Source organism: Luteibacter sp. GL_149, from assembly GCF_057834065.1.
Genome location: NZ_CM174395.1, coordinates 3,391,178 through 3,411,330, shown reverse-complemented (window position 1 = coordinate 3,411,330; position 20,153 = coordinate 3,391,178). Strand labels below are relative to the sequence as shown.

Here is a 20,153-nt window from a genome sequence, read left to right as displayed (position 1 = left end):
ATCCGTGGCGGGCGCATACAAGCGGCCCGTCCCGCAATGTGACCCAGGACACGCGGCAGGCGGTCTACGCACGCATCGTCCCAGTCCATTAAACTGATTGCCCACCGTCCCGGAATGGACCATGACCGATCCGACTCCCGCTCGGGCGCCGCGCCATCGCGGCATCTACCTTCTGCCGAACCTGTTTACGACGGGAGCCATGTTTTCGGGCTTCTACGCCATTGTGTCCGCCATCAACGGGCACTACGCGACGGCGGCATTCGCCGTGTTCGTCGCTGGCGTACTGGACGGCATGGACGGGCGCGTGGCGCGTATGACCAATACGCAGAGCGAATTCGGCGTCCAGTACGACTCCCTGTCCGACCTGGTCAGCTTTGGCCTGGCGCCCGCGCTGGTCATGTACACCTGGGCGCTCTCGTCCCTGGCCGACTACGGCCGGGTCTGGGGCAAGATCGGCTGGGCGGCCGCCTTCATCTATGCGGTCTGCGCGGCGCTTCGCCTCGCGCGGTTCAACACCCAGGTGGGCGTCGCCGATAAGCGCTATTTCCAGGGTCTTGCCAGCCCGGCGGCCGCGGGGCTGTGCATGTCCTTCGTCTGGACCATGGAAAAATTCGATATTCCGGGGCCGTCGGTGGCGTTCTTCGCCATGCCGCTGGCCATCCTTGCCGGCCTTCTGATGGTCAGCAACGTGCGCTATTACAGCTTCAAGGCGTGGCCGAAGGGTGACCGCGTGTCGTTCATATGGCTGATCGCCGCGGTATTGATCGTGGTGGCGCTACTGATCGACACGGCACGCGTTCTTTTCGCCGTGGCGGTCATCTACGTGGTGTCCGGTCCGGTGATGACGCTTTGGGGTCGTGCGACCCATCGTCGCCGCGCGCGTCGGCACGCGCGGGCGCAGGGCTGACCGGTGGCCGCCGTTGCCGCCATCGCCGACCCACGCAGGCGTGCACGCCTGCTTCGCGTCATGGGCGTCACGTCATGGCGTCTGCGGACGCAGCCGGGTGCCTCTGTCGACGACTCCGCGAATGATGCCGGCGGTTCGGTCATGGGCGTCGATGCGGTCTGTGTGATCGTCATTCCGTCCGGTTGCAGCGAGCGCGAACTCGACCTGCTGGGCCGCGCCTTGCGTGCTTCGGGGCCGGTCGTGGCCCGTGCGGCGCGGCTGGAAGTCGGCGCGCAAGGGCTTGGGCCGGTACCTGTGGCGCGCTCCTATCTTGTGTTCGGCGAAGGTCAGGCCCGTGCGTTGGGACACGATCTTCCCGCGGCCGTGATGAGTGCGGCGCACATCGTTCTGGTCGATACGCCGGCGGCCGTCCTGGCCGATCCCGCCGCCAAGCGGCGCTTGTGGAATGGCCTGCGCGCCCTGAGGCGCGCCCTGGCCACGAGCTGACCGGAATGGTCGCGGTTGCCCGGCCTTCGACGGAAGTTCGCGCGATGCATCGCGAGGACCTGGACGCCGTGGTCGCGATCGAACAGGAGTCGTACGACTTCCCCTGGACCGCCGGTATTTTCCGCGACTGTCTGCAGGTGGGACATAACTGCTGGGTGATCGTGCACGACGGGGAAATCGCCGGTTACGGCATCTTGTCGGTGGCTGCCGGCGAGGCGCATGTGCTGAATATCTGTATTGCGAATCAGCACCGGGGCTTGGGATATGGACGACGGATGATGGGGCGTTTGCTGGATCTGGCGCGCTGGTATGGCACCGAGCGCGTATTCCTCGAAGTGCGGCCTTCCAATCCTGTGGCCAAGGCGTTGTACGAGTCGCTGGGGTTTGCGCAGATTGGCCGGCGGCCGGGGTATTACCCGGCTAAGTCCGGGCGTGAGGATGCGATTGTCATGGCGTTGGATATGCTTTCGCCCGCTTTGTAGTAGCGGTTTGCTTTGCCTGACACGTCCGAACGCAGAGATGTCCGCTTGAAAACCTCGCGGCCATCGACCACCCCGCCGCGGGCTCCGGCCTGCACAGGAGCGACGGACGGTAAGGGGGATGGGGTTCCGTTCCTTACCGCCGCACGTCGCGATGCTTTACTCCCGCAACAATTCCATAGGCGATGTCCGCAACACCTTCCGCGTACCAAACAATCCGATGGCCATGACAACGAACGCCGCGAGCGCGGCAGCACCGATCAATGGCCCCAGCGGCGGCACGAAGCCTTCGATATGGAAGATCGCATGACCCAGCCAGATGCCCGCGCCGGTAGCACCCAGTGCCGCGGTGAGTCCGGCGACCAATCCCAGTAACGCGAATTCGCAAGCGGCCGCGGCACGTAGCTGGCCGCGTCTTGCACCCAGCGTGCGCAGCAGTGCGGCTTCGTGACGGCGTTCCTGTGCGCTGGCGGCCAACGCGGCGGCAAGGACGAGTGCGCCGGCTAGCAGGCTGAAGCCGAGTACCCAGCGCACGGCGGAACCGACGCGATCGACGATTTCCCTGACCCGGTCGAGCAGCGCATCGACATCGACCAGACTGAGATTGCCGTAGTCGCGCGATAGCCTTGCCAGGTCGTCGGCGTGTCCGCGTGGCAGGTAGAAACTGGCCAGCCAGGTGTGCGGCAGATCGGCGGAGTGAGCGGGATCGAGAAGCAGGAAGAAGTTGACGCGGAAGGAACTCCAGTCGACCTGGCGGACACTTGCCACGCGCGCTTCCACTTCGCCTTCGCCGATGACGAAGCGCATGCGATCGCCGATTTTCAGACCGAACATGTCGCGCCAGGTCGTATCGATGGAAACCTCCGCCTGCGCGGGCCGTTCGCCGGACCACTGGCCGCCGACGACCACGTTCGACGGCGGCAGGTCGCCGCTCCAGGACAGACGCAACTGGCGGTCGGACCAGTCTTTCGCGCGCTCGTCCTTGAAGGTGAGCTGGGCGATGGGCTTGTCGTTGATGGCGGTGAGTTTGCCGACCGCGAGCGGGAGCATGTTGAGTTTGTTGGCGCCGAGACCGGCGAGTCGATGTTCGAAGTCGGCGCGCTGGTCGTCCTGGAGATTGAGTGCGAACCAGTTGGGCGTATCGGCGGGAAGCTCGCGACGCCAGCCGTCGAGCAGTGCGGGCGCGATGACCGCGAGAAGTAACAAAGCGCAAAGTCCCAGCGAGAGGGCCGTTGCCTGGATGAGACTGAGTCCGCGCCGCCGGGCGAGTGCCGCGAGGCCGAGGCGCAATGCAGGATGTGCGCCGGGCGCGACGCGTCGCGCGATCCACAGGAGCCCGGCGGAGAGGCCGGCGGCCACCACCGCGACACCGGTAAGGCTGACGGCGAGGATGCCTGCGAGTTTCGCCGAATCGGCTTGCAGCCAGACCAGCGCGAGCGCGACGACCAGCGGTACAAGGTAAAGCACGTCGAAACGACGGACGCTACGGCTTACGCTGTCCCTGAAAACGGCAACGGGCGGTACTTCCGCCAGACGTACCAGGGGCGGAAGCGCGAAGCCCGCCAGCACGGCCAGCCCTACGGCGGCTGCGGCGAAGGCGGGGCTGAGCGGCAAGGTCGTCGGCACGCCGGCGAACATCTGGCTTGCGAAATACCAGGCGCCTTGTGCGAGCAGGAGCGAAATCGCGACGCCGATCGCCGCGGCGGGCAACGCCAGTGCGGCGAGCGTGGCGATCAGCAGGGCGGCGACGCGGCGACGCGGCGTGCCCAGGGCACGGAGCAGGGCGACTTCATTTGTCTTCCGCCGCGCGTAACGCGACGCCGCGAGCGCGATGGCGACGCCGGCAAGCAGCGCGGACAGCAGTGCGGTCAGCCGCAGGAACGAACTGGCGCGGTCGAACGCGGTGCGCATGCGTTCCTGCGTCTGTTCCGGCGTGATCAGTTCGGCGCCCTGCGGCAACGACTGGGTTTCGACGAAACGCCGCCAGTCGGCGACCTCGGCGAGCGTGCCGGCGACCAGCAGGCGATGCCGCGCGCGACTGCCCGTGGCGAGCAGGCCGGCGGCGTTTGCGTCGTCGAGACTCATCATCGCGCGCGGTGCCAGCGCGAACAGTTCGCCGCCATCGGGCAGGCGGATAAGCTCGGCCGTGACTTTCAGGTCGCGGCCGCCCAGTTGCACGGTCTGCCCCGGCTGTACGCCCAGCCCCACCATCGCGCGATGGTCGAGATAGACCTCGCCCGCCGGTGGCGCATGTGCGACGCGATCCCGACCATCGATGCCGCGGATTTCCAGCGTGCCGCGCAGGGGATAGGACGCGTCGCTCGCGAGGACATCGACCAGCTGGCTGCGCTGGTCGACAAAGGCGACGCTGGGGAAGGACGCGCCGCGCGTGCTGGAAAGCCCGCGCTGGCGCGCCGCGTCGACCAGCGGCGTGGGCAACGCCGAGGGCGCGGAGATGCCCATGTCGCCGCCGATCAGTTCCGCGGCGCTGGCCAGTACGCCGCGCTCGATACGCGTCGATAGCGTGGCGACGACGCCAAGCGCGACGACGGCGAGTACCAGCGACGCGGCGAGGGTGCGCAGTTCGACCAGGTGCCATTCGCGACGGAGCGTACGCAAGGCCAGCCGGAGGACATTCACGCCACGACTCCCAGTCGACCGTCGTGAAGTGCCGCGCTACGTGCGCAACGGCCCGCGAGATGCGGGTCATGGGTGACCAGAATGAGCGTGGTCGCGTGGACGCGATTGAGTTCGAAAAGAAGGTCGCCCACGTGTTCGCCGGTGTGCTGGTCCAGATTGCCGGTCGGTTCGTCGGCGAACAATACGCGCGGCCGGTGCACGAACGCGCGCGCCAGTGCGACGCGCTGTTGTTCGCCGCCGGAAAGCTGGGCGGGATAGTGCCGGCGGCGTGCGCCCAGGCCCACCGATTCCAGCGCCTCGCGAGCGCGGTCGCGGGCATCGTCGTTGCCTTCCAGTTCCAGCGGAAGCATGACGTTCTCTTCCGCGGTCAGGGCTGGCAGCAGATGGAACGACTGGAAGACGAAGCCGACGAGGCGGCGGCGCACGGCCGCGCGTGCTTCCTCGTCCATCGTTTCCAGGGCCTCGCCATCGAGGCGGATGCTGCCGGTGGTCGGCGTGTCCAGGCCGGCGATCAGGCCGAGCAGGGTCGTCTTGCCCGAGCCCGACGCACCGACGATGGCGAAGCTCTCGCCTTCCGCGACCGCGAGGTTCACGCCACTCAGGATATCCAGCCGGCCCTCCGGGCCTGAAACCGACTTGCTAACATCGACTACTTCGAGAAGAACACGGGAAGAATCGCTCATGCGTCGTTGCCTGATCCTGTTGCTGTTCCTGTGGTGCGCCAGTGCCGCCGCGGCTTCGCCATCGCCACGGACTGTCCTGGTGCTTGGAGACTCGCTGTCGGCCGCGCACAACATTCCGGTGGAAGCCGGCTGGGTGCACCTGCTGGAAGCGCGTACCTCGGACATGGAGCCGGCGTGGGCGCTCGTCAATGCCAGCATCAGTGGAGAAACCTCGCTGAGCGGCCGCAACCGGTTGCCGGCGCTGCTGGAGAAGTACAAGCCGGGTGTCGTGGTGATCGAGCTGGGCGCCAACGACGGTCTGCGTGGCCTGCCATTGGCGAAGCTGGGCGAAAACCTGGACGCTATGGTCGCCGCCAGCATTAAAGCTGGCTCGAAGGTGTTGTTGCTGGGCATCGAGCTGCCGATCAACTACGGGCCACAGTATCGCGACGGCCTGCGCGCGGTGTATCGCGATGCCGCCGCGAAGCACCGCGTCGCCCTCGTGCCGTTCCTGCTCGATGGCGTCGCGACGGACCCGTCGCTGATGCAGGACGACGGATTGCACCCCACAGCCAAAGGCGAGCCGCGCGTGGCGGAAAACGTATGGCCGGCGCTGAAGCCGCTACTCTAGATTTACCTTGTTGTGGGAGCGCTCTCGAGCGCAATAGCCGACGAAGCGATGAAACCATGCGCGGCAACGCCAGCCAGGAGCCCGGTCTCGCGAATGTGCGCACCCGTTTCTACGCTCCGTCGGCTATCGCGCTCGAGAGCGCTCCTACAGATGAGCTAATGGACACCCCGACGTTTTCTCCACATCGGTTGCTCGAAGATGAATACCGATCGCGGCTCTTCACACTGTTCTCACCGGCCCGGCCGTTAACTCTTCACATTTGTGAATTAGCAGAGGAGTAAGTCGATGAGTGCACACGACGAACAGAGTGGGCTGATTCTCCTGGTTGAAGATAATCGGGGAATTGCCGAGATGGTCGGCGAGTTCCTTGAGCGCAAGGGGTACTCCGTGGACTATGCCGCCGATGGCGTCAGCGGCCTCCATCTGGCCGTGACCAACAGTTACGACGTTGTCGTTCTGGATCTGATGTTGCCCGGTATGGATGGCCTGGACCTTTGCCGCAAACTCCGCAAAGACGCCAAGAAATCCACGCCGGTGCTGATGCTGACCGCGCGCGATACGCTGGACGACAAGCTGGTCGGCCTCGAGGCGGGTGCGGACGATTATCTCGTCAAGCCATTCGAAGTCCGCGAGCTGGAAGCTCGCCTGCGCGCCCTGATCCGCCGCGACCGCCGCCAGGTGTCGTCCGAAGTGCTCAATGTCGGCGACATGACGCTGGACACGGCAACGCTGCGGCTGACCCGCGAAGGTCAGGAACTGACGGTTTCGCCCATCGGTCTGAAGCTGCTGGCGATCCTGATGCGCGAATCGCCGCGCGTGGTCAGCCGGCGCGATATCGAGCGGGAAATCTGGGGCGATACGTTGCCCGATTCGGACACGCTGCGCTCGCATCTTTACAACCTGCGCCGCGTCATCGACAAGCCGTTCGACCGGCCGCTGCTGCATACCATTCATTCGGCCGGTTACCGCCTCGCCGATCTCGATTCCGAGGTTGCGGCTTCGCAATCGGCTTAAGACAGGATGGCTTCGGTGTAAACAGAATGGATGGCAGGGAACAACAGGCAGCGATAAGGCGTGGCACGTTTGGTCGACGACTGGCTATCGTGTTTGCGTTGCAGATTGTGGTCGTACTGATTGCGACCTTCATGGGCATGAACAACGTGGCCCCCCTGTGGGCGGTGCTCGCGGTCGTGCTCTGTTCGGGCGGCCTGGCGTGGATGGCCGTCGCCCGGGAATGGAAGCCCGTGTCCGCCCTGGCACGAGCGATGGAGACATGGGATCCGAACCGTCCGGACATGGAGGTTTTCGGTTCGGGTCGCCTGTCGCGAAAGTCCGATGGCGATGTCGTGTCGCTGGTGAAGAGCCTGCACGGATTCGCCACCCGCATCGAAAGCTACGGCGAACGCGAACGCAACTTCACGCGTGACGCGAGTCACGAACTGCGCAGCCCGCTCACGGTGATCAAAATGTCCTCGGACATGCTCGCCGACGAACCCCTGCTCAGCGAATTCGGTCATCGCTCGCTGGAGCGCATCCGCCGTTCGGCACGCGAACTCGAAGCCCTGGTCGAGGCTTTCCTGATCCTCTCGCGGGAGTCGGACAAAGGCCTCGCCGAAGAAGATTTCATCGTCAACGACGTGCTGCGACAGGAAGTCGAGTACGCACGCGAACTGATCGCCGGACGTCCCGTCGAACTGATACTGGACGAACCGGCCACCTTCGCCCTGCATGCATCGCCAAGGGTTTTCGCAGTGTTGTGCGGACAACTGATACGGCACGCATTGCAGCAGACCGATCAGGGCAGGATCGTGGTCACGGTGATGCCCGGCAGCGTCAGCGTAATCAACCCCGCCATCGACGCGATCGAGGCGCCGGGTGCGCGAAAGGCACATGTCTCGGTCGATCGGCACGGTTTCGATCTGGCGATCGCGCGGCGCCTGAGCGACCGTTTCCAGTGGCCGCTGGAGCTGCGGACGCTTCCCGGTGCAAACCGCATCGCGAGCATACGTTTTCCTCATCCGCAGATAGCCTAGGGCATCCCTCGCTATACTCTCCTGTGTTACCTGGGAGGGGTTGCCATGAAGTTCTGTTTTCCTTTCGCCTTTGCGATGGCTACGGCCGGTGCGGCGGGTATCGCGACCGCCGCGACACCCGTACTCGTCATCCATGGCGGCGCGGGTGTGATCAAGCGCGACATGTCGCCCGCGAAAGACAAAGCGGTGCGCGCCGCCATGACGCAGGCACTGACGGCAGGCTACGCCGAACTCAAAGCCGGTAAGGCGTCGATCGACGCCGTGAGCGCCGCGATCGTGGTGCTGGAAAACGATCCCAATTTCAACGCGGGCAAGGGTGCCGTCTTCACTCACGAAGGGAAGAACGAACTCGATGCGGCGATCATGGACGGCTTCACGCTGAAAGCCGGTTCGGTCGCCGGCGTGCAGCGTGTCAAGAATCCGATCCTGCTCGCTCGCGCCGTGATGGAGCATTCGCCTCACGTCATGCTTGCCGGCCCGGGCGCCGAAGCGTTCGCGAAGGAAAATGGCATCGAGCTTGTCGATCCTTCCTATTTCCGCACGGACGAGCGCTGGCAGCAGTTGCAGAAAGCATTGAAGGAAGACGCTGCGAAGTCGGCTCACGCCGACGAGGAAACCGCGAAGCACTTTGGCACGGTGGGCGCCGTCGCGCTCGATGCGGCGGGCCATCTCGCCGCCGGGACGTCCACGGGTGGGATGACCGACAAGCGATGGGGCCGTATCGGCGACTCGCCGCTGATCGGTGCCGGTACCTACGCGAACGACGGCTGCGCGGTATCCGGCACGGGCTGGGGCGAGTTCTATATCCGCACCGTCGCGGCGCACGAACTATGCATGCGCGTGACCCAGATGCGCGTGCCGCTGGCGCGCGCGGCAGCGGAAGTCATCAACCAGGAAATTCCCACGCTTGGCGGTAGTGGCGGCGCGATTGCGCTGGATCGCGAAGGGCATATCGCCATGCCGTTCAATACCGACGGCATGTTCCGTGGGTGGATCGGTGCCGATGGCGTGCCGCATGTCGCCATTTATGGCGACGAGGACGATGGCGTCGAGCCGAAGGCTCCCTGACGCGTAACGCGTGAACGCATAAAGGATTCCTTCGCCGCGCCTACGTCGAACGGCTGACTGGCTTCTGCGCTGTGCGTGGCGCGAGGATATCTCTTCATTCACCGGAGGGGTATGCCGTGGAACATGGGCGGAAAAACCAGGAGCCGATCCCGCTCGATGAGGGCGGCGCCAAAGCGACTTACGACGCGACCGTGGCGAAGTACAAGGAAGCCGCGCCCGACAAGGCAACGATCGACACCTGGTTGTCGCGCTTCGGCGACGGCAAGTTCGGGGATATCGCGTATCCACCTCCCACGAACGTCCCGGACTCCGGTGTGGAGAAACTTACGGAGCACTTGCAGCGGTTGCTATCTATCGCCTGTTTCGTGCTGGAGTACGACGATGGCGACAGGGATCGCTATAGCGCTTCGGTAGTGACCGGCCTCAATTTCTACGCGGCATCGAACTATACGACCGCGAACTGGTGGTTCCGAAGCATCGGCCTGGCCAAGCTCGGAGCCAGGGCGGCACTGGTCGTCGCGCAGTTCGTTCGTGGCGACAACAGCCTTGCCTCCTTCTATCTGCCGGATGCGGCCGAAACGACGAATACGGATGCGGATATGGCGGGAGGAAATCTCGCCGATTACGCCTCCATACAACTGTGCTGGTGCCTGGCTGGGTGGATCAATACGAACGACGTCAAATATCTTGAGTACCTGGACAGCGTTTCCCGGACCCTTGCCAGACTGTGCTTTCCCGTTACCCGTCACGGTGGAACGGCGAAGGATGTGGGGGAGGGTATTTCCGTCGACTATTCGTTCAGCGCCCACAACCTTAACAAGGGAGCGATTTCGCAGCTGGCCTTGTGTTCGTACGGCCCGGAAATGTTCGGTCGCGTTACCGAAGGCATGAGCACGCTCAAGGGCTCGTTTACTGTCGCCGAGGAAGCGTATGGCGAGTTGACGAGGTTCATGCTCGATGGCGTGGGTTGGGCGGCATATGCGGGGATGGTCGATTTTCACCCGCAGGGGCGAGGTAGCAGCAGAGGTGTCGTCAGTCCCGTGCCCTGGGCCGGTTCGATCGATATTCTGCTTGAGCATGGTGCGAACGCGGGACTCACCGAATTGCGTGACAGATTCATCAGTGGGTCGGAAGCAAATAACGTTACGTTTCGCGGCAATCGCGGCTACTGGGTCAACGATTACATGGCTCACTTCGGCACGGAACTGGCCCTTTGGACAAGGGCGGCATCCAAACGAACGACAGCGATCGAATCGGGGAATGGGGAAAACCTGAAGGGCTATTACATGGGCAACGGAACCTGTTTCGTGACCCGCACAGGCGAGGAGTTCAAAGGTATCCAGCCGGTCTGGGACTGGCAGCGTCTTCCCGGATGCACGGCGGAACAAGTGCCGGATTTCAAGTTTCCGCTCGTCGATTGGGGGTTCGGTGCAGAGGGAACGCACGATTTCGCGGGTGTCGTGAGCGATGGTATTCGCGGTATTACGTCGATGATTCGCAATCGAAGGAACGTACATGAAGCCCGGACGACGGTATTCGCCGAAGGCAACCAGGCGTGGTTCGCGGGCTCGTGCATCGACGTGACGAAGGCCGCGAATCCCGTGGTGACCAGCGTCGCGCAGCAGCTCTTCGTTTCTCCTGGTGCCCGGGTATTTCTCAGGTCGGGTAAATGGGTCGATATCGAAGGACCGGGACACATGCGGTTTTCGGGCGACAGGGCCGCAAAAGCCGTCGTTCACAACGGATTGCGCTACAGTTTTCCCGACGATCTGGAACAGTCCGTCACGGTTGCGGTTATCGAGCAAGAAGGACGCTGGAGCGATATACGGCGTGGAAGCAGCGACGAGCTGCTAAAGAAAATGGTGTTCTCTATCTGGCTGGAGCATGGAAAGAGCGTAAGGGAACGCTACGTCTATAGCGTTGCACCGGACGGCGAGGCAGCGTCCGGTTCGGTGGAGTGGTCCGATGACGCGCATGTCGTTGTCTCGCCAGCGCGCGATCGCTGCCTTACGACGATTTACGTTCCCGGCCCCGATGGCATCGCACTGAAGGATGGTATTTCCATCAGGGCAACGGAGCAGTCGTCGTTTGCCATCGCCGTAGACGATGGCCGGCTTGCACTGACTTGTGCCGACCTTACGCAGAAGAAGGGCTCGTTGACATTCGAGATCCATTGGCCATCATCGGTGCAGCCATCGATAGAGACCGTTGTTCTGCCCGGTGAAGACGACGCGGGGCGTAGTGTCACGGTTTATATCGATCGACCCCGGTCATGAAGGGATTGAAAACGATGGAGCCGGGGTGTTTCGCGACGCTTATGGTGCGATCTTCGCCAGCCGCTTCGCATCCAGCGCGCCGCTGTAACCCTGGCGCGTGCCATCGGCGCGAATCACCAGCGTACGCGGCGTTTCGCCGCCCCAGGTCGGGTCGATGAGATAGTTCAGCCGGTCGGGTGTCGCATCGGCGTACGCGCGTGACGGCACATCGGCGAGTCCGGCCTGTTTCAGGCGCACATCGATCGCTTCGCGCTGTTCGATGCTATCGGTCGCGACGATCACCAGATCGATGTCGCGATGCTCGCGCTGCAGTTTCGCCAGCGCGGTCAGATTCTCTTCGCAGTACGCACAGTCCAGCGACCACAATGCGATCACACGCTCGCCTTTCGCCGGCGCCGCGACAAGCGATTTAACCTGATCCGCCGCCAGCGGCGTCACGGCGAAAGCACTGTGCGCAAACAAAACCCCGACGACAAATAAAAGCGCCCGGGCGCTTGTGCAGGAGCGCACCTGCGCGCGCTCCCTGCGAAGCAAAGAGATAAACGAGGCAAGTGAAGCGGATGTCCTGACGATCCCGAAACCCATCACAGCAACTCCGTCAAAACAAGCCGGAAGCCTTCCGACGTATTCCATGCGACAAACGCCCGCCCATCCCGCAGCAACAACTGCGGCCATCCGGCACTCCCGGCCGTATGCGCAATCTCACGCGCTTCGGCGAAATGCGCGCCACCGTCCGTCGACTCACGCAACATCAGCGACAGGCCTTCCGCGGTCTGCTGGTGATAAACGATCCAGACATGCGCGCCTGCAACCGCGAGATCGGCGTGCGCGGCACCCGCACCGGCCACCTCCAGCGTATGCACGGGCGCTTTGCCCGGCACCAGCTGGCCGTACCAGATCGTGGCCTTACCGTCGGCGGCACTGAACCACACGGCGTGACGTGTTCCGTCGTGCGCGATCGCGAGCGACGGACCATGGTGCGGGCAACCTTCGATATGCCACTGGGTGAACGTCGCGCGCTGCGCTTTTACCGGTGTGCCGTCGGTCGGCAACAGCGCGTACGCATGGTCGCGGATGTTGTCGCCGTAGATCGCACGGAAGAACGCGGCGACGTTACCGTCCGGTGTGGTGGCCAGTGCGATGCGGCAGCATTCGCAGCTCTGGTCGGTGATTTTTTTCTCGGTATGGAACGTGGCACCGCGATCGTCCGACCACGTGTAATACGTCGCAGCGCCCAGATAAGGCTTGCTCGATGCGGTCGCCGCTTCCAGGTCGCGTTTGTCGATCCAGGCGACGACGACGCGACCCTTGCCGTCCACGGCGATAGAATCGAAACGATGCGTGATTTCGGCGCGGTCGGTGTGGACCGTGACGGGGGCATCGAAATGCGCGCCGCCATCCAGCGAACGCGAGAACCGCACGAAACCGGTATACGGCTTCGCGCGCGGCTGCGACCAGCTGACGTATATCTCACCCTTCGGACCCAGCACGATCTTGGGGCGATTCTCGCCCTCGGCATAAATCGGTTCGGGCGTCGGGTTGACGATGACCGGATCGCTGAGGGTGCGGCCCATGTCGTCGGAATGGCGGACCCGGATGTGTTGACCGGTTGCGTCGACAACCCACAGTCGCCCGCCCGGTTCGAGTGCCGCGCCGAAGCCCAGCGTCGAGGTATGCCCGCCCATCGCGGCATGATCCATGGCCATGCCGTCGTGTGCCTGAGCGGCTACCGCGAAAGGCACGAGACAAAGCAGCAGAAGTCGTCGCCACATGATGTTCAACCTTCTTCGGGACGTTCGCGTACGGGATGCTTGCTGAGCTTGCGCTGCAGCGTGCGTCGATGCATGCCGAGACGTCGCGCGGTCTCGGAAATATTGCCTTCGCACTCGGTCAGCACGCGCTGGATGTGTTCCCATTCCAGGCGTCGCAGCGGCAGCGGGGCGTCGGGAGCATCGAGCGGGTCGTCGCTCTCGCCACCCGCATCGCCGTCCAGCAGCGCGCGCACGACGGCGTCGGCGTCGACCGGTTTGGCCAGGTAATCGTGGGCGCCGCGCTTGATCGCTTCGACCGCCGTGGCAATGGATGCGTAGCCGGTCAGCAGGAGGATCCGGATATCCGGTACCAGCGTCTGGAGTTCCGGGATCAGCCGCAAGCCATTCTCGTCGCCCAGCTTCAGGTCGAGTACGCAGTAGCGAGGCTGGTGACGGCGGGTCAGCGCACGGGCATCGTCGGCGTTATCCGTCGATATGACTTCGAATCCGCGCGATGTGAGCGCGCGCGTGAGGACGCGTGCGAAAGTCGTATCGTCGTCGACGATCAGCAGGGGACGTCCCGGGAGGGGAACGGTTTGTTCGCTCATGATGGTTCTCCGATAACGGTAAGGGGCAGGCGCAGGCGCATCTCCGCCCCTTGGTCGGTATTGATGGCGGCGAGCTCGCCGTTGAGACGTTCGGCGGTGGCTTCGGCCAGTGCGAGGCCGAGACCCAGGCCGGTGGTTTTACGCGACAGACCGAGCGTGCCCAGGTCGTCGTCGCTTTCGTCGAAGCCGGGACCGTGATCGCGGACGATCAGTTCGAGCCACGCGCCGTCTACCCGCGCTTCGAGCGCGACGGCGGCGCTGTCGTTCATCGAGGACGCGTCGACGGCGTTGTTGAGCAGGTTGATCAGCGCATGCCGCAGACCCGGCGGCGAGCGCAGCATGGTCGCGCCCGCCGCGTCGTCGAGCGTGACGTCGAGATCGGCTTCGGGCCGCAGCAACTGGAAGCGTTCCAGACAACCATGCAGGAACGCCGACAGCGTCACGCGCTCGGGCACCTGCGAAAGCTGCGCCTGACCGAATGCCACCATTTCGCGAAGGATCGTGCGGCAACGTTCGACCTGTCCCTGGAGCAGTTCGAGGTCTTCGGCCAATACCGTGTCGTCGGCGTGTTCGCGGCGCAGTTCGGGCAGCAGGGTACGCATCGTCGACAACGGCGTGTTGAGCTCATGCGCCGCGCCGGCCGCCTGCGTCGCGATAGCCAGAATGCCTTCGTCGCGAAGCGCGCGTTCGCGTACGCGCTGCACCTCGGACTGCTGCACGCGCAGCGTGCGCGCCAGGTTGCTGATGAAAACGCCGAGCAGGATGGCGGTGATGATGAAGTTCACACCCATGCCCGCTACGTGCAGGTCGAAATCCGTGACCTGGCTGCCGCTGGTGGGCAGCGACACGTGGAACGGCACCAGCAGCACATAGGCGATGCCGGCCAGCGCGGCCACGGCGGACACGCCGCGGATCGTGAGGGCCGCCGCGGCAAGCGCGATCGGCACCAGCAGCAGCGTCACGAACGGATTGCTGGCGCCGCCCGTGAAATAAAGGAGATAGCCCAGGACGACGGTATCGGCGGCGATATGGATCACCGCTTCCCATTCGCTCAGCGGCCAGGGTTGAAGCAGGCGCCACGATGCGTACGCCGCGAAAACCGCCAGCATGCCCACGCCGATGAACAGGGGCAGCAACGGTACGTCGACGCCCATGACCGTCGTCGAGAACATGATCGCGACGCTTTGCCCGGCAATGGCGCACAGACGTAGCCAGGCCAGGGTTCGCGCGAGGGCGAAGGGGCCTGAACGGGGGCGCAGCGATTTACGTTGGTCGGTCACGGCGGTTGGTTGGGTGGAGCGGGGATGGGTAGTGGGGGCGTCGATCCGGCGATCGCCTGAGGGGGCGGGCATCGTCCGGTGGAAGCAATCTCCGCATGGCGTTTGTCGTTCCCTCAGGCGATCGCCGGACGCACACCCCCACTACCCACCCCCAACCCCCGCTTTCAGAGATCTTCGTTATGTACTGGCGGCACTGGCGGGATAAAGCTTAATGCGTGGCTCATCGAAAGCTTTTTCATCAGCGGCAGCATCGCCACGGCGATGGCCGTGCACACGATGCCGGTGAGGCCGAGCTTGTTGAACAGGCTGGTATAGATGTCGAGCGACTGGATCGGATCCTGCAGATCCTTCGGGATGCTGGCGTAGTTCGCCACCACGCTGCCCATGTACTGGGCGACGCCCACGGCGACGTAATAGGCACCCATCATGAAGCCACCCATGCGGGCCGGCACGTAGCGGGCGATCATCGCCAGACCCAGGCCGCTGACCAGCAGTTCGCCCAGCGAATACAGGCCGTAACCCCAGACCATGTACCAGGACGAAATCTGGCCGGCCACGGCGGTATGCGCGCCGAGCCCGTAGATGAAGAAGCCGGCCGCGACGGCGGCGAAGCCGAGCGCGAACTTGCCGGCGACGGGCAGGTCCTTGCCGGTCTTGCCGAGGCTGTTGTAGACCAACACCAGTATCGGGCTAAGGATCACGATCCAGATCGCATTGAGCGACTGGAACTGCTCCGGAATCCAGTTGAAGATGTGCAGGCCGAACAGGTTGAACGACAGATCGACGTTGCGCTGCGCGAACAGGTTCAGCGACGTCGACATCTGCTGATAGAAGATGAAGAAGAAAATCGTCTGCACCGTCAGCACCAGCGCGGCGACCAGACCGGCGCGTTCGCTGGGTTCGCTGGAACGGATCAGGTGCGCGAAGATGCCGAGGATCACGACGCCGGCGGCGTAGACGCAAAGTTTCGCGACACCCTGGTTCTGCAGGATGAACGCCGCGACCAGCACCATGACGATGCCACCGAGGAATACGGCGGCCGCGCGGCCGAAGTTGACCGGGCGTTCATCCGGGCCGGAGCCGATGTGCGCAAGCGTGCGACGCATCAACGCGTAATTGATCAGGCCAAGGACCAGGCCGATCGAGCAGACGCCGAAGGCCGTATGCCAGCCGAGTGCATCGCCGTAGTGTTCGCCGACATAGTCGCGAATCCAGGGCGTCAGCAGCATCGATACCGTCGAGCCGATGTTGACGGCCATGTAGTAGATGGTGAACGCGCTGTCGATGCGGACTTCGTCGCCCTCGTAGATCTTGCGTACGAGGTTGCCGGCGTTGGGCTTGAACATGCCGTTGCCGACGGTAATCACGCCGAGCGCGATGTACAGGAAATAGGGGTTGTTCGTCGGAATCCAGAGCAGGGCGTAACCCAGGGCCAGGACCACGGCGCCGGTCAGCATGGTGCGACGCGTTCCGAGCAGCTTGTCGCCGACCCAGCCGCCGATCGCGGGGGTGGCGTAGATCAGTGCGGCAGCCGCGCCCCATACGAGGTTTGCGTCACTGTCTCCGAAGCCGAGCTTCTTTACCATGTAGGTGACCATCAGCACCTGCATGCCGTAGAAGCCGAAGCGCTCCCACATCTCGATCAGGAATACGGTGCTGAACGACTTGGTCTGTGAAACGGGTGGATTCTGAATTGCCATGGGGTCTTCCGTACTGATACCGGGTACGAGGCGGCCCGTCGGCCGTCTCCCGCGTCGCGAGCCTGAACCGGGCCACAACCGGTCAAGCGTAACCCAAATGCTCCCTTCCGGTGCCATCGTCCCGTCATGGGGCTGTGGCAGAGGCGCGGCATGTCGCCGCAGGGGCGGGGTCTCAGGGCCCCGGGGTCGCCTTGTGGCATTATGCGAGGCTTCGTGATCACGACCCGGCCGGACCGCATGCCCGACATATTTTCCCAAGCCCGCGCGGTCCATCGGTCTTTCGCAGGCGCTCCCACGATGGGAGGCCTGTAACTCATGGCCAGTACCGAAGGGCGCGGCCCGCGCCAGATATTCGCCGCCTTCCAGTGGTCGATGAAGGGCCTGGCGGCCTGTTTCCGTCACGAAGCCTCGTTTCGCCTCGAAGTCTGGATCGCCGTCGTGGTCGTCCCGCTCGGTCTCTGGCTGGGTAACGGCGGCGTCGAGAAGGTCCTGCTGATCTTGTTCCCGATGCTGGTGCTGTCGGCCGAATTGCTCAATTCGGCAATCGAGGCGGTCGTGGACAAGGTGAGCCCCGAATTCCACGAGCTGGCCGGCCGGGCGAAAGACATGGGTTCCGCCGCCGTTTTCATCCTGTTGACGATGGTTGCGGTGACCTGGGCCCTGATCCTCGGGCCGCGCTGGTTCTGAACCGGCCGGGCCGGTAGCTGCCGTGGTCATTGCATCGTGCGGGCCGGCGATGCTTCTATAGCCATCCCATGCAAGGAGCCTCGCCATGAAATTTCTGCGTGCCGCAGCGACACTGCTGCTTGTTCTCGCCCTGTCCGGTTGCGGGTACAACTCTATTCAGCGCGAGGACGAGGGCGTCAAGGCCGCCTGGTCCGAAGTGCTCAACCAGTACCAGCGCCGGGCCGACCTGGTGCCCAACCTCGTCAATACCGTGAAGGGTTACGCCCAGCACGAAGAGCGCGTACTTACCGAAGTGACCAACGCGCGCGCCAGGGTCGGCAGCGTCCAGGTCACGCCGGAACTGCTCAACGATCCCGAAGCGCTCGCCAAATTCCAGGCGGCCCAGGGTCAGCTGAGCGGTGCGCTGTCGCGACTGATGGTGGTCAGCGAAAACTATCCGCAGCTGAAGGCCGACGGTTCGTTCCGCGACCTGCAGGCGCAACTGGAAGGCACCGAAAATCGCATCACCGTGGCGCGCAATCGCTATGTGGCGTCGGTGCAGTCCTATAACACCCTGATCCGTTCGTTCCCGAACAACCTCACCGCCAAGGTGATGGGTTACAAGGTGAAGGCGAACTTCAGCGTCGAGAACGAGAAGGCGATTTCCACCGCGCCGACCGTCGACTTCGGTACCGCTCCGAACAGCGCACCGGCTCCCGCGGCTACGCGCTGATGTCATCCCTCCGGGGCCGTCTGCTCGTACTGCTGGCGGCATTGCTGTTGCCGCTGGCGACGTCCGCTTTCGCGGACGAACCGGCAGCGCCCACGCTGAAGCGTCACGTCACGGACCTCACCGGGACGTTGACGCCTCAGCAGGTGGATGAGCTGGACGGTAAGCTCGTCGCCCTGGAGAAAACGAAAGGCGCCCAGGTCGTCGTCCTCGTCGTCGACAGCACCCAGCCCGACGATATCGAGAGCTATTCGCTCAAGGTCGCCGAGGCGAACAAGGTCGGGCGGAAAGGCCCAGACGACGGCGTATTGCTGCTGGTCGCCAAGGGCGACCGGCGCGTTCGCATCGAGGTCGGTTACGGCCTGGAGGGCGCGCTTCCCGATGCCATCGCTTCGCGCATCATCCGCGAATACCTGGCGCCGAAATTCCGCACGAACGATTACTACGGCGGCATCACCGATGCCGTCGGTGCGATCACACAGATCGTGCAGGGCGAGGCTTTGCCGCCGCCCGTGGCGCCCGACGAAAATCACGAGCGCCGTCGCGGTGGCAGCAACTGGTTCTTTATTCTCATCGTGGTGGTGTTCGCCGTTAAGGGCTTTCTCGGCAGGTCGCCGTGGTGGGTGCGCGCACCCGTCGGCGGTGCTGTCGCCGGCGGCATCGTATGGCTCGTGCTTGCCTCGCTCGGCGTGGGCGCGCTCGCGGCCGTCCTCGGCGCCGGTTTCATGCTGATCCCCGCGGGAGCGGGGCGCTCGATCGGCGGCGGTGGCTGGGGCGGTTTCGGAGGCTTTGGCGGCGGTGGCGGTTTTGGTGGCGGCGGCTTCGGCGGCGGTGGTGGCGGCGGCGGGTTCAGCGGTGGCGGCGGCAGTTTTGGTGGCGGCGGCTCATCGGGGAGCTGGTAATGGATATGCAGCGCGTTTTCGCCAACCTGTTCGGTGCATGGTTCCAACTGCACCGACAGTTTCCGTCCGATGTACTGGATGCCATCGCACGCGACGTCGGCGAAGGTGAAAGCACCCACCGCGGCGAACTGCGAGTGGTGATCGAATCGCGCCTGCCGATCGGGTCCGTGATGGCGGGTTATACCGCCCACGTCCATGCACTGGACCTGTTCACGCACCTTCGTGTGTGGGACACGCACGACAACTGCGGCGTGCTGCTGTACGTGCTGCTTGCGGAGCATCACATCGAGATCGTCGCGGATCGCGGCATCGTCGCCAGGGTCGGGCAGGGCGAGTGGGAGACCATCACCACCGAGATGCGCAAGGCGTTCGCCGCCGGGCAATGGCGCGAGGGCATGGTGGCGGGTGTTGCCGCCGCGAATGCGCTGCTGGCGCTTCATTTCCCCGCGGATGGCACGCCGCGCACCAATGAGTTGCCGGATCGCCCGCTGATTCTCTGAGTTTCCGCATCCGGTTTCGATTCCGATGGCCGCTCCCACAGAAAGCATCGACGCCGCGTTATCCACAGGCGCTGTGGACACTTGCTGCATAAGCATGTGGATAAGTCCGGTTCGTCCTTTGCTGGCGCGCACTTGCGTTGCGCTGCTTAATTCCTGACCGCGAGCGGCTACAACAAACAGGTTCTTCACGCATGGTCGGGGGAAGGCTCGGCTTCGCCATCGCTTTCGCCGTAGCACTCGGGCGCTTCGCGAAGAGCCGTCGGCCACCGCCCTCGACGCTCCGGCTTCACCGTCGCTCGGGAAGGGATAGCCGCTGCGCGGCTGGTGTTCTATGGCTGCGCCCCGTCGCGCCCGCGCGGCGGGCGGGGGTTTTCGATTCGGCTCCTGCCTCAGCGAAAACGGCGGACCGTCCTGGTCCGCCCCCTTCGGGCCTTGTCCGCCCGCCGCGCTCGGTTGCGCAAGTCGCGTCGAGGGCGGTGGCCGACGGCTCTTCCGGATGTTGCGGTCGCGTGGGGGAAAGCAGCGCGTGACGCAGGACCGGTGGTGGCCGTATCCGGTTCGGTTCCGTCACGTGCTTGGCTCGCGCTCTGCCTGCAAGAAACCGCCGTCGATGGTGCCGTGGCCGGGTTGGCCCTTGGGGCCGCCTTAGCCGAGGGCCGCGATGACCCGTTCGAGCGAAAGCGGCGCTACGGCCCGCTCCCGCAGGGACGGCGCCGAAGGCCCCAAGGGCCAACCCGGTCGCGGCCTCGCAAACGCACAAGTGTAAGGTGGCTGTCCTCGACCGAAGCTCGACGCGACACCTCAAGCCGTCCCCGCTAATGCGTGAAAAGCCAT

The 20,153-nt window shown here is 64.3% G+C and carries 19 protein-coding genes; 12 read left to right on the top strand and 7 right to left on the bottom strand.

Annotated features, from left to right (window positions below; genetic code table 11):
• Nucleotides 1-121: 121 nt before the first annotated feature.
• From pssA to rimI, 3 genes are read left to right on the top strand one after another with little or no spacing between them, the layout of a single operon-like run.
• The gene (pssA, locus tag AC3IR3_RS15025; protein WP_489193279.1) at nucleotides 122-907 is read left to right on the top strand and encodes a CDP-diacylglycerol--serine O-phosphatidyltransferase; all 786 of its coding nucleotides are present in this window, start codon (nucleotides 122-124) and stop codon (nucleotides 905-907) included.
• Nucleotides 908-910: 3 nt separating this feature from the next.
• A complete protein-coding gene (locus AC3IR3_RS15020; protein WP_489193277.1) occupies nucleotides 911-1,393 on the top strand; it encodes a hypothetical protein in 483 nt (160 codons plus the stop codon).
• Between the two features lie 5 nt (nucleotides 1,394-1,398).
• Nucleotides 1,399-1,875, top strand: coding sequence for a ribosomal protein S18-alanine N-acetyltransferase (gene rimI, locus AC3IR3_RS15015; RefSeq protein WP_489193275.1), 477 nt, complete (start codon nucleotides 1,399-1,401; stop codon nucleotides 1,873-1,875).
• A 156-nt stretch (nucleotides 1,876-2,031) separates the two neighbouring features.
• On the opposite strand, the gene AC3IR3_RS15010 is transcribed toward rimI, so the two are convergent.
• Together AC3IR3_RS15010 and AC3IR3_RS15005 are read right to left on the bottom strand one after the other, a co-directional pair.
• A complete protein-coding gene (locus AC3IR3_RS15010) occupies nucleotides 2,032-4,512 on the bottom strand; it encodes an ABC transporter permease (protein ID WP_489193273.1) in 2,481 nt (826 codons plus the stop codon).
• A complete protein-coding gene (locus AC3IR3_RS15005; protein WP_489193271.1) occupies nucleotides 4,509-5,195 on the bottom strand; it encodes an ABC transporter ATP-binding protein in 687 nt (228 codons plus the stop codon). Before AC3IR3_RS15005 ends, AC3IR3_RS15010 begins: the two co-directional genes overlap by 4 nt.
• On the opposite strand from AC3IR3_RS15005, the gene AC3IR3_RS15000 reads away from it, so the two are divergent.
• The 5 genes from AC3IR3_RS15000 (at nucleotide 5,194) to AC3IR3_RS14980 (ending at nucleotide 11,182) form a co-directional block, all read left to right on the top strand.
• Nucleotides 5,194-5,805: an arylesterase gene (locus AC3IR3_RS15000; RefSeq protein WP_489193269.1), complete on the top strand. Its 612-nt coding sequence runs from the start codon at nucleotides 5,194-5,196 to the stop codon at nucleotides 5,803-5,805. The two genes, AC3IR3_RS15005 and AC3IR3_RS15000, sit on opposite strands and share 2 nt — an antisense overlap.
• Nucleotides 5,806-6,090: 285 nt before the next feature.
• Entirely contained in the window at nucleotides 6,091-6,819 is a 729-nt protein-coding gene (locus AC3IR3_RS14995) for a response regulator transcription factor (RefSeq protein ID WP_489193267.1), read from the top strand.
• A 26-nt stretch (nucleotides 6,820-6,845) separates the two neighbouring features.
• Nucleotides 6,846-7,838: a sensor histidine kinase gene (locus tag AC3IR3_RS14990; RefSeq protein WP_489193265.1), complete on the top strand. Its 993-nt coding sequence runs from the start codon at nucleotides 6,846-6,848 to the stop codon at nucleotides 7,836-7,838.
• 45 nt (nucleotides 7,839-7,883) lie between these two features.
• Nucleotides 7,884-8,906, top strand: coding sequence for an isoaspartyl peptidase/L-asparaginase family protein (locus AC3IR3_RS14985; protein ID WP_489193263.1), 1,023 nt, complete (start codon nucleotides 7,884-7,886; stop codon nucleotides 8,904-8,906).
• A gap of 116 nt (nucleotides 8,907-9,022) precedes the next feature.
• Entirely contained in the window at nucleotides 9,023-11,182 is a 2,160-nt protein-coding gene (locus AC3IR3_RS14980; RefSeq protein ID WP_489193261.1) for a polysaccharide lyase family 8 super-sandwich domain-containing protein, read from the top strand.
• Nucleotides 11,183-11,221: 39 nt separating this feature from the next.
• Here the strand turns inward: AC3IR3_RS14980 and AC3IR3_RS14975 are convergent, their stop codons facing one another.
• The 5 genes from AC3IR3_RS14975 to AC3IR3_RS14955 form a co-directional block, all read right to left on the bottom strand.
• Nucleotides 11,222-11,620 (bottom strand): thioredoxin domain-containing protein, encoded by a 399-nt coding sequence (locus AC3IR3_RS14975; protein WP_489225027.1) that lies wholly within the window; start codon nucleotides 11,618-11,620, stop codon nucleotides 11,222-11,224.
• Nucleotides 11,621-11,766: 146 nt separating this feature from the next.
• Nucleotides 11,767-12,954 (bottom strand): sialidase family protein, encoded by a 1,188-nt coding sequence (locus AC3IR3_RS14970; protein ID WP_489193258.1) that lies wholly within the window; start codon nucleotides 12,952-12,954, stop codon nucleotides 11,767-11,769.
• 5 nt (nucleotides 12,955-12,959) lie between these two features.
• The gene (locus tag AC3IR3_RS14965) at nucleotides 12,960-13,541 is read right to left on the bottom strand and encodes a response regulator transcription factor (protein WP_489193256.1); all 582 of its coding nucleotides are present in this window, start codon (nucleotides 13,539-13,541) and stop codon (nucleotides 12,960-12,962) included.
• Entirely contained in the window at nucleotides 13,538-14,821 is a 1,284-nt protein-coding gene (locus AC3IR3_RS14960) for an ATP-binding protein (RefSeq protein ID WP_489193255.1), read from the bottom strand. The genes AC3IR3_RS14965 and AC3IR3_RS14960 overlap by 4 nt, the downstream gene beginning before the upstream one ends.
• Before the next feature lie 164 nt (nucleotides 14,822-14,985).
• Nucleotides 14,986-16,521, bottom strand: coding sequence for a peptide MFS transporter (locus AC3IR3_RS14955; RefSeq protein ID WP_489193253.1), 1,536 nt, complete (start codon nucleotides 16,519-16,521; stop codon nucleotides 14,986-14,988).
• 315 nt (nucleotides 16,522-16,836) lie between these two features.
• Here AC3IR3_RS14955 and AC3IR3_RS14950 point away from each other — a divergent pair, with 315 nt between their 5' ends.
• From AC3IR3_RS14950 to AC3IR3_RS14935, 4 genes are all read left to right on the top strand, one after another.
• Entirely contained in the window at nucleotides 16,837-17,208 is a 372-nt protein-coding gene (locus tag AC3IR3_RS14950) for a diacylglycerol kinase (protein WP_132143754.1), read from the top strand.
• Nucleotides 17,209-17,293: 85 nt separating this feature from the next.
• On the top strand, nucleotides 17,294-17,920 hold the full coding sequence (locus AC3IR3_RS14945) for a LemA family protein (protein WP_489193251.1): 627 nt from the start codon (nucleotides 17,294-17,296) through the stop codon (nucleotides 17,918-17,920).
• Entirely contained in the window at nucleotides 17,920-18,819 is a 900-nt protein-coding gene (locus tag AC3IR3_RS14940) for a TPM domain-containing protein (protein WP_489193250.1), read from the top strand. The genes AC3IR3_RS14945 and AC3IR3_RS14940 overlap by 1 nt, the downstream gene beginning before the upstream one ends.
• Nucleotides 18,819-19,319, top strand: coding sequence for a TPM domain-containing protein (locus tag AC3IR3_RS14935; protein WP_489193249.1), 501 nt, complete (start codon nucleotides 18,819-18,821; stop codon nucleotides 19,317-19,319). The genes AC3IR3_RS14940 and AC3IR3_RS14935 overlap by 1 nt, the downstream gene beginning before the upstream one ends.
• Nucleotides 19,320-20,153: the final 834 nt, after the last annotated feature.

Excerpts from the sequence above, each read along its gene's own strand:
- pssA (WP_489193279.1), top strand. The coding sequence starts at position 122 with ATGACCGATCCGACTCCCGCTCGGGCGCCGCGCCATCGCGGCATCTAC.
- rimI (WP_489193275.1), top strand. The coding sequence starts at position 1,399 with ATGGTCGCGGTTGCCCGGCCTTCGACGGAAGTTCGCGCGATGCATCGC.
- AC3IR3_RS15000 (WP_489193269.1), top strand. The coding sequence starts at position 5,194 with ATGCGTCGTTGCCTGATCCTGTTGCTGTTCCTGTGGTGCGCCAGTGCC.
- AC3IR3_RS15005 (WP_489193271.1), bottom strand. The coding sequence starts at position 5,195 with ATGAGCGATTCTTCCCGTGTTCTTCTCGAAGTAGTCGATGTTAGCAAG.
- AC3IR3_RS14995 (WP_489193267.1), top strand. The coding sequence starts at position 6,091 with ATGAGTGCACACGACGAACAGAGTGGGCTGATTCTCCTGGTTGAAGAT.
- AC3IR3_RS14990 (WP_489193265.1), top strand. The coding sequence starts at position 6,846 with ATGGATGGCAGGGAACAACAGGCAGCGATAAGGCGTGGCACGTTTGGT.
- AC3IR3_RS14985 (WP_489193263.1), top strand. The coding sequence starts at position 7,884 with ATGAAGTTCTGTTTTCCTTTCGCCTTTGCGATGGCTACGGCCGGTGCG.
- AC3IR3_RS14970 (WP_489193258.1), bottom strand. The coding sequence starts at position 12,954 with ATGTGGCGACGACTTCTGCTGCTTTGTCTCGTGCCTTTCGCGGTAGCC.
- AC3IR3_RS14965 (WP_489193256.1), bottom strand. The coding sequence starts at position 13,541 with ATGAGCGAACAAACCGTTCCCCTCCCGGGACGTCCCCTGCTGATCGTC.
- AC3IR3_RS14955 (WP_489193253.1), bottom strand. The coding sequence starts at position 16,521 with ATGGCAATTCAGAATCCACCCGTTTCACAGACCAAGTCGTTCAGCACC.
- AC3IR3_RS14950 (WP_132143754.1), top strand. The coding sequence starts at position 16,837 with ATGGCCAGTACCGAAGGGCGCGGCCCGCGCCAGATATTCGCCGCCTTC.
- AC3IR3_RS14945 (WP_489193251.1), top strand. The coding sequence starts at position 17,294 with ATGAAATTTCTGCGTGCCGCAGCGACACTGCTGCTTGTTCTCGCCCTG.
- AC3IR3_RS14940 (WP_489193250.1), top strand. The coding sequence starts at position 17,920 with ATGTCATCCCTCCGGGGCCGTCTGCTCGTACTGCTGGCGGCATTGCTG.
- AC3IR3_RS14935 (WP_489193249.1), top strand. The coding sequence starts at position 18,819 with ATGGATATGCAGCGCGTTTTCGCCAACCTGTTCGGTGCATGGTTCCAA.